Annotated in this window: 15 protein-coding genes; 8 read left to right on the top strand and 7 right to left on the bottom strand. The window is 64.1% G+C overall.

Annotated elements, in window-relative coordinates; all coding sequences use genetic code 11:
* Nucleotides 1–39: 39 nt before the first annotated feature.
* The 5 genes from mdlC (at nucleotide 40) to CQY20_RS04350 (ending at nucleotide 4,498) form a co-directional block, all read left to right on the top strand.
* Nucleotides 40–1,656 carry a benzoylformate decarboxylase gene (mdlC, locus tag CQY20_RS04370; RefSeq protein ID WP_097938563.1) on the top strand — a complete coding sequence of 539 codons (1,617 nt, stop codon included), beginning with the start codon at nucleotides 40–42 and terminating at the stop codon, nucleotides 1,654–1,656.
* A gap of 101 nt (nucleotides 1,657–1,757) precedes the next feature.
* Nucleotides 1,758–2,159 carry a tautomerase family protein gene (locus tag CQY20_RS04365; RefSeq protein ID WP_097938441.1) on the top strand — a complete coding sequence of 134 codons (402 nt, stop codon included), beginning with the start codon at nucleotides 1,758–1,760 and terminating at the stop codon, nucleotides 2,157–2,159.
* A gap of 127 nt (nucleotides 2,160–2,286) precedes the next feature.
* A complete protein-coding gene (locus tag CQY20_RS04360) occupies nucleotides 2,287–2,802 on the top strand; it encodes a nitroreductase family protein (protein WP_097938561.1) in 516 nt (171 codons plus the stop codon).
* A 5-nt stretch (nucleotides 2,803–2,807) separates the two neighbouring features.
* Nucleotides 2,808–4,019 carry an NAD(P)/FAD-dependent oxidoreductase gene (locus tag CQY20_RS04355; protein WP_097938559.1) on the top strand — a complete coding sequence of 404 codons (1,212 nt, stop codon included), beginning with the start codon at nucleotides 2,808–2,810 and terminating at the stop codon, nucleotides 4,017–4,019.
* A 227-nt stretch (nucleotides 4,020–4,246) separates the two neighbouring features.
* Nucleotides 4,247–4,498: a hypothetical protein gene (locus CQY20_RS04350; protein WP_097938440.1), complete on the top strand. Its 252-nt coding sequence runs from the start codon at nucleotides 4,247–4,249 to the stop codon at nucleotides 4,496–4,498.
* 67 nt (nucleotides 4,499–4,565) lie between these two features.
* Here CQY20_RS04350 and CQY20_RS04345 read toward each other — a convergent pair whose 3' ends face one another.
* The 7 genes from CQY20_RS04345 to CQY20_RS04315 form a co-directional block, all read right to left on the bottom strand.
* Nucleotides 4,566–5,891: an MmgE/PrpD family protein gene (locus CQY20_RS04345; protein WP_163700437.1), complete on the bottom strand. Its 1,326-nt coding sequence runs from the start codon at nucleotides 5,889–5,891 to the stop codon at nucleotides 4,566–4,568.
* Nucleotides 5,892–5,962: 71 nt separating this feature from the next.
* The gene (locus tag CQY20_RS04340; RefSeq protein WP_097938438.1) at nucleotides 5,963–6,913 is read right to left on the bottom strand and encodes a hypothetical protein; all 951 of its coding nucleotides are present in this window, start codon (nucleotides 6,911–6,913) and stop codon (nucleotides 5,963–5,965) included.
* 6 nt (nucleotides 6,914–6,919) lie between these two features.
* The gene (locus CQY20_RS04335) at nucleotides 6,920–8,050 is read right to left on the bottom strand and encodes a M24 family metallopeptidase (protein WP_133119019.1); all 1,131 of its coding nucleotides are present in this window, start codon (nucleotides 8,048–8,050) and stop codon (nucleotides 6,920–6,922) included.
* Nucleotides 8,051–8,100: 50 nt separating this feature from the next.
* Nucleotides 8,101–9,894, bottom strand: a complete 1,794-nt coding sequence (locus CQY20_RS04330) for an ABC transporter permease (RefSeq protein WP_097938436.1) — start codon at nucleotides 9,892–9,894, stop codon at nucleotides 8,101–8,103.
* Complete coding sequence (locus tag CQY20_RS04325; RefSeq protein WP_234816093.1) at nucleotides 9,891–10,988, bottom strand: ABC transporter ATP-binding protein; 1,098 nt, start codon at nucleotides 10,986–10,988, stop codon at nucleotides 9,891–9,893. The genes CQY20_RS04330 and CQY20_RS04325 overlap by 4 nt, the downstream gene beginning before the upstream one ends.
* A 92-nt stretch (nucleotides 10,989–11,080) precedes the next feature.
* Complete coding sequence (locus CQY20_RS04320) at nucleotides 11,081–12,049, bottom strand: ABC transporter substrate-binding protein (protein WP_163700443.1); 969 nt, start codon at nucleotides 12,047–12,049, stop codon at nucleotides 11,081–11,083.
* A gap of 229 nt (nucleotides 12,050–12,278) precedes the next feature.
* Complete coding sequence (locus tag CQY20_RS04315; protein ID WP_163700447.1) at nucleotides 12,279–13,058, bottom strand: IclR family transcriptional regulator; 780 nt, start codon at nucleotides 13,056–13,058, stop codon at nucleotides 12,279–12,281.
* Nucleotides 13,059–13,229: 171 nt separating this feature from the next.
* Here CQY20_RS04315 and CQY20_RS04310 point away from each other — a divergent pair, with 171 nt between their 5' ends.
* From CQY20_RS04310 to CQY20_RS04300, 3 genes are read left to right on the top strand one after another with little or no spacing between them, the layout of a single operon-like run.
* Nucleotides 13,230–13,847 (top strand): RraA family protein, encoded by a 618-nt coding sequence (locus CQY20_RS04310; RefSeq protein ID WP_163700450.1) that lies wholly within the window; start codon nucleotides 13,230–13,232, stop codon nucleotides 13,845–13,847.
* A 37-nt stretch (nucleotides 13,848–13,884) separates the two neighbouring features.
* Nucleotides 13,885–15,462 (top strand): gamma-glutamyltransferase family protein, encoded by a 1,578-nt coding sequence (locus CQY20_RS04305; RefSeq protein WP_163700452.1) that lies wholly within the window; start codon nucleotides 13,885–13,887, stop codon nucleotides 15,460–15,462.
* A gap of 34 nt (nucleotides 15,463–15,496) precedes the next feature.
* Nucleotides 15,497–16,282: an SDR family oxidoreductase gene (locus CQY20_RS04300; protein WP_097938430.1), complete on the top strand. Its 786-nt coding sequence runs from the start codon at nucleotides 15,497–15,499 to the stop codon at nucleotides 16,280–16,282.
* Nucleotides 16,283–16,343: the final 61 nt, after the last annotated feature.

Raw genomic sequence — 16,343 nt, 5'->3', positions numbered from 1 at the left:
CAGCCGGATTTCTTCCCACGACGAAAGCTGGTGATTCCCATGGCAGATCAGAAGACGGTCCACGAGGTGACCTACGAGTTGCTCCGAAACCTCGGCCTGACAACGGTGTTCGGCAACCCGGGGTCGACGGAGGAGACGTTCCTGCAGGATTTCCCCGACGACTTCACCTACGTGCTGGCGCTGCAGGAAGCCTCGGCCGTGGCGATGGCCGACGGCTTCGCACAAGCCACCGGCAAGCCCGCCCTGGTGAACCTGCACACCGCGGCGGGCACCGGCAACGGCATCGGCAGCCTGGTCGCCGCCTACCGCGCCAACACACCGCTGATCATCACGGCCGGCCAGCAGACCCGCGAGATGTCGGTCATCGACCCGTACCTGAACAACCCGGACGCGACGACCATGCCGCAGCCCTGGGTCAAGTGGGCCTACGAGCCCGCGCGCGCAGAAGATGTGCCCGCGGCGATCATGCGCGCCTATGCGATCGCCACGCAGCCGCCGATGGGGCCGGTGTTCCTGTCGATCCCGCTCGACGACTGGCAGAAGCCCGCGCTCGGGCCCGCGGTGGTTCGCACCGTCAGCAGGCGCGTCGCGCCCGACGCCGAACGGCTGGCCGAGTTCGCCGACCGGATGAACCGGGCCAAGAATCCGGTGCTCGTGCTTGGCCCGGAAGTCGACCGCGCAGGCGGCTGGGACGCCGGCGTCGCCTTCGCCGAGAAGTTCGGCGCGCCGGTCTACGGCAGCGCGCTACCCGACCGAGTCTCGTTCCCCGAGACCCACCGCCTGTATCAGGGGCCGCTGCCGATGACCATCGCCGGGGTAAGCCAGATGGTGCACGGCCACGATCTGGTGGTCGTGGTCGGGGCCGAGGTGTTCCGCTACTACCCGTACGTGGCAGGTGAGTACCTGCCTGAGGGCACCGACCTGCTACAGATCACCTCCGATCCGCGGGTGGCCGCCAAGGCTCCCGTCGGGGACAGCCTCGTCGGCGACGTGAAGGTGGCCCTGGAGGCTCTGGTCGACCTGATCGACGCGGACACGGGCCGACCGGTTCCGACGCCGTTGCACCGCGACCGTGCCGTGCGCAAGTCGGCGCCGTCGGAACGGCTGACGGCCGACGAGGTGTATGCGACCTTGAGCACGGTCAAGCCCGACGACTCGGCGGTGGTGATGGAGTCCACGTCGACGATGGCCGAACTTCTGCAGTGGCTGCCCACCACACACTCCGGCGCGTTCTACGCCACCGGCAGCGGCGGCATCGGATGGGGCGTCCCCGGCGCGGTCGGCGTCGCGCTCGGAGACCGCGAACGCGGCGTCAATCGGCACATCGTCGCCACCATCGGCGACGGCTCATTCCAGTACTCCGTGCAGGCCATCTGGACGGCCGCCCAGCACAAACTGCCGGTCGTGTTCGTGGTTCTGCGCAACGAGGCATACGAGATCCTCAAGGGGTTCGCACTGCTGGAGAACACGCCGAATGTGCCTGCGCTGGATCTGCCAGGCCTCGACATCGCGTCGGTGGCAAAGGGTTTCGGATGCCATACGGCCGACGTCACCACCACCGATGCGCTCGCCGACGAGTTCAAGACGGCGCTGAACGCCGACGGCCCCACCGTCATCGTCGTCCACACCCAGCCGGAGCTGCCGCGGCTTGGCTGACGAGTAGCGAGGCCCGGCGCGGCGCACAAGTCCCGCCGGGCTTCGCGGTTCCACACGGGTTTCAACGGATTCTTCAAGGGGATTCTTCAAGGAGCGAAGCAATGCCCATCTACACCTGCACCACCGCCGAATCGACCCTCGACGCCGCGACGAAAGCAGCCCTGGCCGCCGAGATCACCCGCATTCACTCCGACATCAACCACGTTCCGAGCACCTACGTCAACGTGGTGTTCAATGAGGTGGCTGCCGACAACATCTACACCGACGCCGTACCGGCCCGCCCACTCCTCATCACCGGATGGGTCCGCGACGGCCACCCCGAAGCCGAAACGACGCGCCTGGCAATGGAAGTCGCCGAGGCCGCGACGCAGATCACCGGCATCGGCAAAGAGCGCGTACTGGTGGTCTTTGAAAGCAGCCCTGCGCACTACGCCGTCGAAGGCGGTCGTGTGCTACCGGCGCCCGGCGAAGAAGCGGCATGGCTCGCCGCAGCCACAGAATAAACAGAATAAAAAGTCACGGAACGTCGACAACGTCGAGGGGAATTGCCGCGACGCGCCCCGCGCTTGCATGGACGGGACCAGTCACGCCATAGATTGCACATTGGCTACTGCCAGAATGGAGGTCACCATGGAGGTGTGGGACGCGATTCGCGCTCGGCGCAACGTCAGAAGCTATCGGCCCGAACCGGTCGCCGATGCAGATCTCGAACGCATCGTCGAAGCGGGCCGGCGGTCACCGTCGGCCAAGAACCGTCAGCCCTGGGATTTCGTGATCGTCACGGACGAGGCGCAGCTGCGCGAACTCTCGACGGTCTGGCAGGGCGCCCGCCACATCGCGTCGGCGCCTGCGGCCATTGTCCTCGTCGCTCCCGAGCCGCCCGATGAGCGGCGCAAGGTCATCGACCAGTACGACCTGGGTCAGGCGACCATGGCGATGATGCTGGCCGCCACGGATCTCGGCATCGGCACCGGCCATTCCTCGGTGGGTGACCAGCCGAAGGCCCGCGCGATCCTGGGTGTGCCCGACGACCACTTCGTCGCCTACATGATCGGTGTGGGTTATCCCGCCGATCGCCCGCTCACTCCGATCAACAAACCCGATCGCCGGCCGTTCGACGAGGTCGTGCACCGCGGGAAGTGGTGAGAGCGATCGACGGTCGGGTAGTCGTCCTCGGGTCCGGTTTCGCGGGGCTGTGGGCCGCGCTCGGCGCCGCCAGGCGCCTCGACGAGTTGGGGCGCCCACAGGGCAGCGTCGAGATCACCGTCATCAGTCGCCAGCCCTACCACGACATCCGGGTGCGCAATTACGAACCCGATCTCACCCCGTGCCGAATCCCGTTGCAGCAGTTGCTCGATCCCGTCGGTGTCGGCCACATCGCCGCCGACGTCACCGGCATCGACGCCGCCGCGGCCACCGTGAGCACCGCCGACGGCGGCGTCTACGGCTACGACCGCCTCGTCCTGGCGGTCGGCAGCAGCGTGGTCAAGCCCGACATTCCCGGGCTGGCCGAATTCGGTTACGACGTCGACACGTACGCGGGCGCGAGCAGGCTGCAGACCCACCTCCGCGCACTGTCCACGCGAGAGCCCGACCCGGCCACCGCGACCGCGGTCGTCGTCGGCGCCGGGCTGACCGGCATCGAGATCGCCAGTGAACTGCCGACGATGCTGTCGGACGCGCTCGGCCCAGGGGTGACGCCGCGGGTGATCCTCGTCGACCGCAACGCCCACGTCGGCTCGGACATGGGCGAATCGGCCCGTCCCGTCATCGAAGAAGCGTTGGCCGCCAACAAGGTCGAGGCGATAACCGGTGTCGGCGTGGGCGCCGTCGACGACCGCAGCGTCACGCTGTCGTCGGGCGAGGTGATCGACGCGGCGACCGTGGTGTGGTGTGCGGGCATGCGGGCCAACCCGCTGACGGAACAGTTGGATGTGCCGCGAGATCGACTCGGGCGGTTGCCCGTCGACGACTACCTGCGGGTCGAGGGGGTCGAGCGCGTATTCGCGGCGGGTGACGTGGCGGCGGCGAAGATGGATGACGAGCACCTGTCGGTGATGTCGTGTCAGCACGGCAGACCGATGGGCCGCTACGCCGGCCACAACGTCATCAGCGATCTGCTGGGCGCGCCGATGTTGTCCCTGCGCATCCCCTGGTACTGCACCGTGCTCGATCTCGGCCCTGCCGGCGCGGTGTACACCGAAGGCTGGGACCGCAAGGTCGTCAGCCGCGGTGCGCAGGCCAAGGCGACCAAGCGCGTCATCAATGGCCAGCGCATCTATCCCCCGCTGACCGGCGACCCCGCCGACCTGCTGGCCGCGGCCGCGCCCGTGGTGCAGGACCCACCCGCCTACGGGCAATAGACCACTTCAACACACCGTCCGGCGGCCCTCCGGCGGCGAGCGCCGGGCCCGCGCCCGCCGCATCCTCCGGCGCTGTGGCCTGCGGAATTGTGACCAAACCGTCAATTACCGCACTTCCGGGCGGAGCAAATGAGGAATTGGCCGATTTTGCGGGTATTCGTACGCGCTGGACAACCGGAATTAAGGTAATAGTTGACCCTGGGTCAGGGCGGAAAGGGGAGGACTATATGCAAGCCACAGATGCGGCGGCTGCTGGGGGTCCGCAAGGAAAGATCGCGGTGGACTCCGCGGTTCGGGTCTATCCCGGCACTCCACGTGAGGTGCAGGGGGTAGTTGTCGAGGATTTCGGGGGCTACTCCGGCCAGTCGGTGGACATCGGCGAGCACCACATCGTTGACGCCGCCCGCCGGTGGGCGGTCCAACTCGCCGACGGCAGCCTGATCTTCGTCGACGACGACGACATCGCCGCGATCGGCTGAACTACCGCCCGCGGATCCGTGGGCATACGCAGGGCCGGCCCGTCAATGCGGCCGGACCGCAGTTTTCCTAGCCCGCATACGGCAGCGCGGCTATGGCTTGCGCTGTTGGCCGCACGTCTGCGAGTCGCGGCAGATCGGTCGCAATCGACAGCACGGCCTGCGGCGTTATCCCGGCTTGTGAGATGGCGGGCAAGGCCAGTGCGTCAAATCGGTTACGGGCGTCGTCAAGGGTCCAGCGCAAAGCGGGGTCGCGGCCATCGCCCGGGTATCCCGTGCTCGTGCCGGAGCACACCTCGCCGCTCCTCAGCACCACTTCGACACGCGCGACGACCTGCCGATCGACGGCGTGGTGGTCGTCGGACCCCGCCGGTTCCGGCAGATCGGCAACAACTTGGACCTGTTCGGCGAGCGCGAGCACACTGCGATCCCCGATACGCGTGTCGTCAATCGTCGGACTCGGCACCGGTTCCCCAGATCCATCGCCAAGCAGACATGCGGCGAGGACGTACTCCGCGCACCGCTTGGCCTCCTTCGAAGTGCGTGGCGGCAAAGCTCGGTGTAATCGGGCTACCGCAGTTGGGGTGATGTGAACATGCATCGTCGCGACCTCCTCGGCCATCACTCGGCGGCCCTGAACGGCTCGGAGTAACGCGGACGTAGCCGGATGAAGGTCGCTGAAGTGCGCGTAGGGTTTGAAGCTGACCAACTCGACGGCGAACGGTTGTTCACCGAATTCCTCAATTGGGGGAACCGACGCAGTCGACCCCTTCAACAGCCCCCCGGCCGCCTCGAGAGCGTACGGCGATGGCCGAAAACCCGCCTTTGCCAACTGTGCAGCCTTGACCCCACTACTCGCCGCCCACGCTGTCTGGACGGCGCGCATGTCTTCCTTCGCGTCGAACTCGGTCAGCCCACACGCCAGCGCCGCGCCTACCCCAACCGCGCCCTGGATCTCCTCCTTTGCAGAACCCAGTAAGCGCGCGACGGCGACGGCGACTGCCGGCATCCCCACCATGGTGGAGGGATGACGTCCCCGTTGGTGCATGTGCCGCGCATCCATCGCCGCGCCGAGCCATTTGAATGTTTCGTATCCCACCAGAAGTGAGACCGCGAAATCCTTCCCGGTGACCGGCGCCGAACGCCCCGCCGCGGCGGCGATCAACGCCGGCACCAGCGCCGCTCCGGGATGTGTTCTGGTGGCCTCATCGAAATCGTCGAGCCCGAGCGCGCCACAAGCCAGACTCAACGCGAACGCCGGATCGTGCATCTCGGTTGCCTGCACCGCGCGGCGAACTCGTGGGCTGGTGCGACCGGCGATGATGAGCGTGATGCAGTCCAGCAGGTGACTTTTCAGCGCAGTCCATGTCTCCTCACCGATAACGTCGGCGGACATGCCAGCGATGGTCTGCCCGAGAAGTCCCGACAAGCCCTGCGTCTGCCTCGTCGTGGTGGACCGTCCCGACGTCATTGCGTGTATTCCCGCCAGGCGTGATGCGCGAAGGCGATGTCCTGCGATGCCATACCTTCGGTACGGATGATCACCGAGTCGTTGTCGGACCAATTGGGCGCTGAGTTGTGCACCAGCTCAGGCAAAGTCGCCGTCAGTCGGCCTGCCAAGTCGTGTCCGGCTTCGAGCATCGCCGCGATGTCGGAGGCGGCTTTCGTCTGCGCCCAGTCGTCGACGATGAAGTGGTCGGCGCTCAAGTACCCCGCAGCATCGATCTCATTGGAGCCCAGCGCGCAGATCACAAGTCCCTCGGGTAGCGGGCCGACTTGAATCGGCGACGACGCCGTTGTGGCCATGACAACGAGATCGCTCTCGGCCAGCACCTGCGCCGAGGACTCGGCGATTGTCACGTCGACGGTAGGCGCCATCGTCGCGGCGAGCTCAACAAGAGCTTGGCACCGTGCCAGCGTGCGGGAATGCACAAGGAGGCGTTCAACTTTCAGTTGTGTAAGCATGATCTTTATGCCGGCCCGGGCAACGACTCCCGCTCCGATCATGCCCAACGTGGGGACTTCTGGTCTGACGATACGTGCGGCCACGCCAACACTGGCCGCGGTGCGCAGCGCATAGTTGTAATGCTCGTCGACGATTGCCAACGGCACACCAGTGTGGATGTCCATCAGGACGATCAGCCGGGTGGTCTCGGATGCCCTCGGCCGACTGCCGTCGGGCGCAGTTGTGTATCCGACAACCCGTGCACCTGCGACGCCGAGTTCCGGAAGCGCGACGACCTTGGAGTGAAAACGAAAGCCTGTGTCAGGCACCTTCATCTTCAGCGCCCGAACCTGGCCGTACGTGACCTTTCCAGCGGCCTCCCACGCCAGCGCGCGTTCGGCAAGTTCCGCAGCGGACTGCGGATCCAGCAGCTCCTCGCACGTGTCAGCCGATATGTAGATAGGGCGTTTCATTTAAGATCACACCGCCACGACTGCAAGTTCACCCGCACCAGTCGAGATCGGTTCGTAGCCGTCGCTCGTGACCACGACCACGTCCTCGATGTGAATCTTCTCTTTACTGGGCAGGAAGAACCTCGGCTCGACGCACAGCACCATTCCCGGTTCCAGAACCGTGTGATCCTGCAATCCGAGTGATGGGCCCTCACCGGCATTGAGTCCAAGACCGTGGCCGATTCGTTTGCGCTCGGTCAGCTCGGGCAGGCCCGCTTGTTTCATCGCTTCGCTGCAGGCCTTCGCCACGTCACTGGCGCGAGCTCCAGGACGTACGGCTTCCAGCGTGCGGTCGAACAGCGAGGTCACCAGGCGATGCACGTCCAGTTGGTCCGAACTCGGTTGACCCATCACCGCACGTCTGCCGATGTCGGCTTGATAGCCCTCGAGCGTCGCGCCGAAGTCGCACCAAATAGTGTCTCCAGCCTGCAGCGGCTCGTCGTATGCGGCTCGACTTGTTGCCGTGGTGACGTGCCCGGCGACATCGAACTCGCTGCCTTCACGGAGCAACTCCACCCCGACAGCGGTTGCGAATTCGCGCTCGCTCTGACCAACGCTGAATTCGGCGATCACCCGCTCCCAGGCACGAGCGCTCATGGCGGCGGCTTCTCGCAGCATCTCGATCTCGTAGGGCGACTTGTGCAGCCTTACCGTTTCGATCGCGGGGCCGGCGTCGGCCATCACAAGGTCAGGTAATGCAGACCGAAGCGCCGACAGATGCTCATAGGCGATTCCGAGGCGCTGGTTCGGGCCGAGTTCGAAACCGATCCTGGCCGTACTGAGGCCGGCTTCCTTGACCGCTTCAACGAGTAGTTCAGTGTCGAAGGGCAGATCTTCGTACCCATAGACGCGCACGGTGGGTATGTTCGCTTTCACCTTCGCGCCCTGCTGTCTATAGACGATCGCGACCGGATCGCCCTGGCGAGGGAGTACGAAGAGCATCGGCCGCATGACCTTCTCGATCTCGCGGGTACGGTGACCGGTCAGAAACCAGTAGTTGTACCGTTCGCCGACGAGCACCGCATCCAGACTGTGCTGATCCATCTGCTGACGGAGCCGCTCGTGGCGGTCCGCAATTTCTGCTTGAGGTATCGGCATGAAGTCCTCCAAATCGGTTGATGAGCGGGTTATTTAGTGTTGTTCCATCGTCAGATTCGAACGGCCGAGCCGTGCAGTCGGCGCAGGGCAATCGCGGCCCCGACCGTCACCGTGGTGAGCACCGTGCTGAGCACCGCGGCCCCGCTGACGTCGCCGTAGTCCCAGCGGTGCCAGATCAGCGTCGACATGACGACGTTGTCGGGCGACTGCAGAATCAACGGCAACGTGAGGTTCTTGATACTCGCCAAGAAGATCAACAGGAATCCGTTCAGCAGTACGGGCCGCAGAAGCGGCAGAAGAACATGCCACCACATCTTGGCGGTCCCAGCTCCGCTCGCATGCGCGGCTTCTTCCAGACCCTTCTGGATCTGAGCTATGCCGCCACTGCTCAACCGGGTGCCAAGGCTGAGGTATTGCGTGGCCATGGCAACCACGATGATCCAGATCGTGCCGTACAGGGGAATCGGCAGCAACAGATACAACAGAAGCACCGCCAGGCCGATGACGACACCTGGAATCGCGTGTGGCACAAACGCCAAGGTGTCGACAACCGGGGCGTACCGCGATCGAGAACGCACGATGATCCATGACAAGGCAACCGACAGAACCATCGCCAATCCTGCTGAGGCGACACCCATGACAAGGGTGTCGATCAAGCTGTTGTGAAACAGCTCCGAAGACAGCGTGTCGCGGTATGCATCGAGCGTGACATGCTGCAATTGCGACCAACTGAGTGCGCCGATGTACGGTTCGACGCTGGCGACAACCAGCACAAGCATGGGCAATACGAAGGATATGAGTGCGTACACCATTGCGCCGCCGAAGGCCACCCAGCGCCACCGCCCCAAGCCCAGAATGCGCGGGCGGAACGCCTTGCCGCTCACGGTGGCGAATTCGTCTGAGCGCCTGACGATACGGTTGTACAACAGCAGCGGAGCGAGAGCCAGAAGCATCAGCAGGATGCCATAAGCGCTCGACAAGCCGTAGTTCGGAAGCCCGAACGCCGGATGGGTGATCCGGTATACGTGAGTGCTGAAAACTGTGATGTTCCCCGGCATCCCAAGAGTCAGCGGGATGTCCACCGCTTCGATTACGGTGACGAACTGGTAGACGACGGCGCCAAGGAGCACAGGGCGAAGTAACGGCAACGTCACCTTGCGAATCACCATCGCCGGCGGAGCACCGGAAGCGCGCGCCGCCTCCTCGAAACTGGCGCTCATTCCTCGTAACGACCCGGTGATCAAGAGAAACGTCAGCGGCACCATCGCCAGGCCCTGGACGAAAATCATGGCAGGCAACGTATATGCATTAAACGGCCCCTCGCCCTGCAAGCCGAAGAGCCCACGTACGGCCTCGTTGACGTAACCGTTGGTGGGATTGATCAACAGACTCCACGCGATCGCCGATATCAAACCGGGCATGCCGCTCGGTGCCACCACCAGCACGAAAACCAGGCCCGGTCCTGGCATATCGGTACGCTCGACCAGCCATGCGAAAAGCAGGCCCAAGACGAACGACACGAACAGAGCGCCGGCCGCGAACACGGCGGTTGTCAGCAATACCGTGTACGTCTCGGACTCTGTGAACATCTCCCGAAAGTTCTCGGTTGACCACGGTATCGGCGACCGGATGGTGATTCCGTTTGTCGTGTCTTCGACGCTCGCGAGGAGCAGCATGGCAATCGGGCCCAGCACCAGGTAGAGCAGCGCCAGAACGGCAAGGGTCTTGCCGATGTTCTCGCCGGTGAGCAGGTCTCGAACGCGACGGCGACGCCGTGGGGCGATAGGACGCTCGGCTACCCGCGGGGTTTCCGTGGCATCGGAAAGGATCGCCAGGCCATTCATGTGTTGCCGCCGCTGCTCAGCGCGCTCGTCCGCAGCACCACGCAGTCCTGCGGGAGCGCGTTCACATATACGGACGCGCCGGTCGCGTACTGCGTCCGAGCGTTTCCCCTGGCGCGGATCAGCTGGTCCCCCGCGATGATTCGGTAGTCAACCGCTTCGCCGATGAACAACGCGACCGCTACCTCACCGGAGAAGCTGTTGTGGCCGTCGACTGGCAGATCAGTCACGGTCAGCGCCTCCGGTCGCACCGCTACCAGAACCTCGTCATCGGCCGATACGTCGGTGTTCGGGGCGCATCGCAGCTCGGCGACAGCAGTGTCGACCATTGTGCAGGTAACTGCCTGGCCGGTGACGCGCCCGGGAAGGAATGTCGTCGACCCGACGAACTCGGCCACGAACTCGCAGTTCGGCTTCATATAGACATCGCGCGGGGTGCCGAGCTGAACGACGCGGCCCTCCTTCATCACCGCGATGCGCGAGGACAACGAAAGAGCCTCCACCTGGTCATGTGTGACGAAAACTGTTGTCACGCCGATCTTCTGCTGGATCAGGCGTAGCTCGCTGCGCATCTGCTCACGCAGTTTCGCATCGAGATTGGAAAGCGGTTCGTCGAGAAGCAAGACCCTGGGGCGACGCACCAGCGCCCTGGCGAGCGACAGTCGCTGTTGCTGGCCGCCCGACAGCTGAGTCGACCTGCGATCGATGTACTCGCGCATGTTGACCAGTTGCAGAGCCTCTTCCACCCGCTCCTGAATCTCTGTCTTGCGAAGCCGCCGCCCCATCCGAAGCGGGAACGCGACGTTGTCGAACACCGACATGTGTGGCCAGATCGCGTAGTCCTGGAAGACCATGCCGATGTCGCGTTTGTGCGTCGGCACAACGGCGCGTTCGGAAACGACCACCGTCCCACCGAGCTCCACGGAACCGGACGTCGGTGTTTCAAGACCCGCGATACAACGCAGCGTGGTCGTCTTGCCGCAACCGCTGGGCCCTAGCAGCGTGAAGAACTCATTCGTGCGGATATCGAAGTCGACGTTGTCAACGGCGACTACGCATTTTCCCTTTGTGAAGTAAGCATGGGTCAACCGGCTCACCTTGATCTCGCTCTTGGACGACTCCCCGGCGGTGGCCCCATGGCAGGTTGTGGCGTCCGGAGTCGTGTCGCGGCAAGGGTTTTGCCTGACCGTCACTTCGAAAGGACCTCGCTGATTTCCGCACCGACCGAAGTGAAGATCTCCTGCTGATCAGGTCGGTCGGCGACCGACAACTGCACGTTCGGGGGGAGGTTGGCAGGCTTGTCAGAGTTGCCCTTGTATTCGACGGCCAGCTGCTGGGCCTGGCCCTCCGGTCCGCCGAACCAGCTGAGGAAGCACGCCGCGGCGTTGGGGTGCTGGGCACCGCTGAGGATCACTCCGTACTTGTCCTGCGATGGCACCACATCCAGGTAGGTGATCTCGATCGGAGCGCCGGTCTGCTTGACTGCGTTGATCGCCGATGTCGTTGCACTTGTGGTGATCTTCGCCTCGCCGCTGACCACCTTCTGGATGCTGTCGGTGGCACCTTGGAGCACGATGGGCTTACTGGTCTCCTTCAAGTCCTTCACCCAATTGAGGGTCTTGTCCTCCCCCCACGCGACCGCAAGCCCGGTCAGATAGACCCCGCGGGGATCGACGATGATCTGACCGGAGAACTTCGGATCGACGAGTTCGTCCCACGCGGAGGGCACCTCGGCGGCGGGCGTTTGATCGGGGTTGTAGCCAATGCCGATGAAATCGCGCAAGGTTCGATAGATCTTGACGCCGTTGTAGTCCAGCTGAAGATTCTCCGGGATGTCGAGCTTGCTCCAGTCGACGCTGACGACGGCCCCACGGTCGAACAACGGCTGGGCAGAGGGCAAGTCAGTCGACGTGGCGTCGACGTCGAGCTGATGGCCGGCCTGGATCTCGGTGATGATCTTCTGTGTGGCGTCCGTCGGTCTGATCGACGTGAAGTTGACCTTGATCTCCGGATAAGCCTTCTGAAAAGGCGCGATCTCCTTGGCGAAGTCCCCCGGGTCCGTCGCGGACCAATAATTCAGCTCACCCTCTGCCGCACCGGCATCGCAGGCCTCCTTGGTGGTCTTGTCGTACGACTGCGCTGCACCGGCAGCGTCCACCTGTTGGGAGGAAGAGCAGGCGCTCAGGACGAGCAGTGATGGCAGCAGGATGGCTGCGATAGCCGGGATACGCGACAAGCGAGACACGATGCCTCCCGATTGAGACGAACGATGCCGACGACCTGTGCGTTGATTCGTCGACCAACCGCGCTGGCGGGACTGAGGCTACCTCGCTGTTGCGTTATGCGAAAGCATTATTTCATCTAGTGCAACGACAGGAACCCGGTGGTCATGTCGAGAAGCTCATTGCCGTCTCACTCACCACCCGGCCCAGCTGCTCGACACCCTTCTGGCGGATGCGCTGTGCGGGTCCGGAAATGGACAACGCGCCAAGCGGGTCGCCCTTGTGGTCGCGGATTGCCGCGCCGATGCACACCACGCCCGGCGTTCGCTCCTCGTTGTCGATCGAATATCCCCGCCGCCTGGTCGTGGCGAGGTCGCGCTGCAATTCGGCGATGTTCGTCAGGGTTTGGGGTGTGAGGCGTTCCGGCGGATCGTTCCGCAATACCTCCAGGACCTTCTCGCCGCTGAGGTCGGCCAGAATCGCCTTGCCGAGCGACGTGCAGTAAGCGGGGTGCCGGGTGCCCGGCGCCGACGCGATCCCCATGTCCTGCTGACCACGCGCGATGGCGATGTACAGAATCTGGCCGCTGTCGAGGACGCCGACGCTGGCCGTCTCCCCCGTCGTGATGGCTAGCTGTTCAGCCAGTTGATTAGCCTGCGACCACACCGAAACGTTCTGCAGGTAGGCGTTTCCCAATTCGAAGTTCTTCGCGCCCAACACGTATGTGCCGTTGGCCGTCTGGTGGACGAATCGGCGCGACCGCAAGGAGTCCAACAACCGCAATGCCGTGGACGGATGTAGTTCGACTCGTCGCGCGAGTTCGGTCAGGCCCGCCGGCCGGTCCCAACAAGCAAGCGCGATAAGGAGATCGAGCGCGCGATTCACGGCCCGAACCCCTCCGCTGTCGCTCTTCGCGTCCACGACCGGTGCAAGCTGGTCAGCCATCACAACCTCATCTATTGGGGTTTCACACATTGACACGGCGGTTAGGCCGGGTGACAAACAAAGCACACACACATACGATGCGATTGCGTTACACAAAAATAACTTTTCATCAGACGAAATGTACCAGGAGAGCTCGGACTCATGAAAGATCTCCTCGCCGCGGGTACCGCCGTGGTCGCCGACGTGCTCGACAGCATGGGTGTCGAGCCAACCGTGCTCGCGCCGACGATCCGGCCGGTCACCTCCGAGACGCGCTTCGTGGGGCCCGCGTACACGATCGTCGGGGAGTCACACCAGTCCACCGCCACCGGTGATCGACCCAAGTTGGCGGCGATCGACGCGATGCCACCGGGAGTAGTGCCGGTGTGGTCGGGTGGCGATATCACGGGAGTGTGCTGCTTTGGGGACCTGCTCGCCGAGGCGATGAAGCAACGCGGATGTGTTGGGGTCGTCGTCGACGGTGGCGTGCGCGACGTCAGCTACCTAGAGCAACTGGGTATGCCGGTCCGCGCCCGTTATCGGAGCCCTGCTCAGGCGATCGGACGCTGGCGAGTGACGGCGACCGAGGAGACGGTACGGGTGCGAGGCGCCCTCAGTGAGTGGGTGACGATCGATCCCGGCGATCTGATAGTCAGCGATGAAGATGGTGTGATCGCACTCAAGTCGTCACATGTTCCCCGCGTGTGCGAGGAAGTCCGCGCTTGGTCTGGCACCGAAACCCAATCGCGCGAGGCGATTCGGAATGGCGCGTCATTGCTGTCAGCACTCGACCAATTTGGCCACCTGTGAAGCGCGGTTGTTCGGTCGTACGTCGGAATCATTGCTCATGACGCTCGCACCGATTCAGGTCACGTACGCGCCGCACGCGATGGTGGTCACAGTCGATGGACTCGCGACCTCGGCGGCGCTTGCTGTCCTGCATGACGGGGGTAGCGCGGTGGACGCTGCAATCGCCGCCAATGCGGTACTGGCGGTGACACTGCCGAATCAGTGCGGCGTCGGGGGTGATCTGTTCGCGCTGGTGCACCGTCCCGGTGTGCCGCCTCAGGTGGTCGAGGCCGTGGGCCGCGCCGGAAGCGGAGCGGATGTTGAAGCGCTTCGTCGGAGAGGATTGACGGCGATCCCGCCGCATGAGATAGCCAGCGTGACCATACCGGGGTGCGTCGACGGATGGGTCGCGCTCCATGAGCGTTACGGACGACTCGCTCTGGCAGATCTCATGAGGCCGGCGATCGACTATGCCCAGAACGGCTTCCCGGCCACGCCGTTCGTTGCGAACACGATCTCCGGCCGCTCAGCTGTCGGCGAATTCATCGAGGGCGCAGGCGGGCCAGTCGCTGCCGGTCAGACGCTCTACCGCCGGCAATTCGCCGGCATCCTGCGCGACATCGCCGAGGGAGGGCGAGACGCCTTCTACTGCGGTGCATTCGGTGCCGCTATGCGCCGGCTTGGCCCGGAGCTCTTTGCGGCAGAAGACTTTCGGAAGTCTCAGGCGTCGTGGACCAGGCCGCTGGGGATGGAGGTTTTTGGTCAGCGAATCTGGACGCCACAGCCGCCATCTTCCGGCTATCTGACGCTCAGCGCCGCATGGATCGCCGAGCGCGCCGGCCTCCCGGCTTCGCCAACAGACCCTGCGTGGCCGCATGTCTTGATCGAAGCAATGCGACAAGCAGCGTTCGACCGACCGGAGGTGCTTTCCGATGCAGCGGACGGCCAGGCGCTGATCTCGAGAGACCGCCTAAGCGACAGGGTCGGCGGCGTCCGGCGTGACGGCGTCGCAAACCTGACAGGTTCTTACCGGCCAGGCGGGACCACCTACGTCAGCGTCGTCGATGCCGAACGAACCGCTGTATCGCTCATCCAGTCGAACTGCATGAGTTTCGGCTCGCGGCTGGTCGCGCCGGGCACCGGCGTGTGGCTGCACAATCGAGGCATCGGCTTCAATCTGCGGCAAGGACATCCCAATTGCCTTGCGCCGAACCGACGGCCGGCACACACGCTCGCACCGGTCATCGTCACCGACCAAAACGACGATCTGATCGCATCACTGGGCACGCGTGGCGGAGATTCCCAGCCCCAGGTGGTGGTGCAGTTGTTGGCGCGCCTCTTGCGCGCGGGAGAGAGTCCGGCGACGGCACTGTCTGCGGGCCGCTGGATTCTGCGGGGAAAGGAAGACGACACGTCTTTCAATACGTGGGGATTCGGTGGCGACGTCCGCGTGTGCCTGGAGGCGAATACGCCCGGCGAATGGTCTTCGCATCTCGGCGGCTTGGGCCACCGCGTCGAGATCGAGCCCGCGTTCTCCCATGCGTTCGGCCACGCCCACATCATCGAGGCCAACGGAAATGTCTTGCAGGCCTGCGCCGATCCCCGCTCAGGCTCCGCCGCCGCGGCTGGGTATTGATCCAGCACACGAGAAACGACCAGGAGGAACGGAATTGGATCTTGGACTGGCAAATCGGACTGCGCTGGTGCTCGGCGCGGGCGGCGGCCTCGGAGGAGCAATCGCTGTTGGGCTGGCGCGGGAGGGGGCTTCGGTCGCCCTGGCTGATGTGAACGAGGAAGCTCTCAATTCGGTAAGTGGCGAAGTAGCCAAATATCGTGGACGGGTACACAGCCAGAAGTGGAACCTCGCCGACATCGAAGACATCGACCGTCATGTGTCGGAAATCGAGGATCGACTCGGCACGATCGAGATTCTGGTGAATATCACGGGCGGTCCTCCCCCAACACCTGTTGCAGATCAGCCAGTCGATCTGTGGCAGGACAGTTTTCGCTCGATGGTCTTGTCAGTCATCAAGATCACTGACCGGGTGCTGCCTGGGATGCGGGTGCGGCGATGGGGGCGAATCATCACATCGGTGTCCTCAGGGGTGATTTCACCAATACCCAACCTCGGCCTGTCCAACAGCCTGAGGCTCGCGCTGGTGGGGTGGTCGAAGACGCTGGCGAATGAGGTCGCGGCCGACGGGGTGACGGCCAATGTCATCGCTCCAGGCCGAATCGGGACCGATCGCATTCGGTTCCTTGACGAAGCAAAGGCCAGACGGGAGAGCCGAGAGGTCGCTGATGTTGTCGAGGAAAGTGTGGCCGCCATCCCCATGGGACGCTACGGACGGCCGCAAGAGTACGCCGATGCGGTCGCCTTTCTCGCGTCCAACCAAGCGTCCTACATCACCGGCTCGATCACCCGAGTCGACGGCGGATACATCCCGGCTGTCTAACATGCCCGATGGTGTTCACGCGTCGTATGAGTTGGCGATGCTGAGCTTGAGATGGTCGAGG

Origin of the sequence: Mycolicibacterium agri, from assembly GCF_002553505.1 — a bacterium.
Lineage (GTDB): Bacteria > Actinomycetota > Actinomycetes > Mycobacteriales > Mycobacteriaceae > Mycobacterium > Mycobacterium agri.
This window is presented reverse-complemented; position numbering and strand designations above follow the sequence as displayed.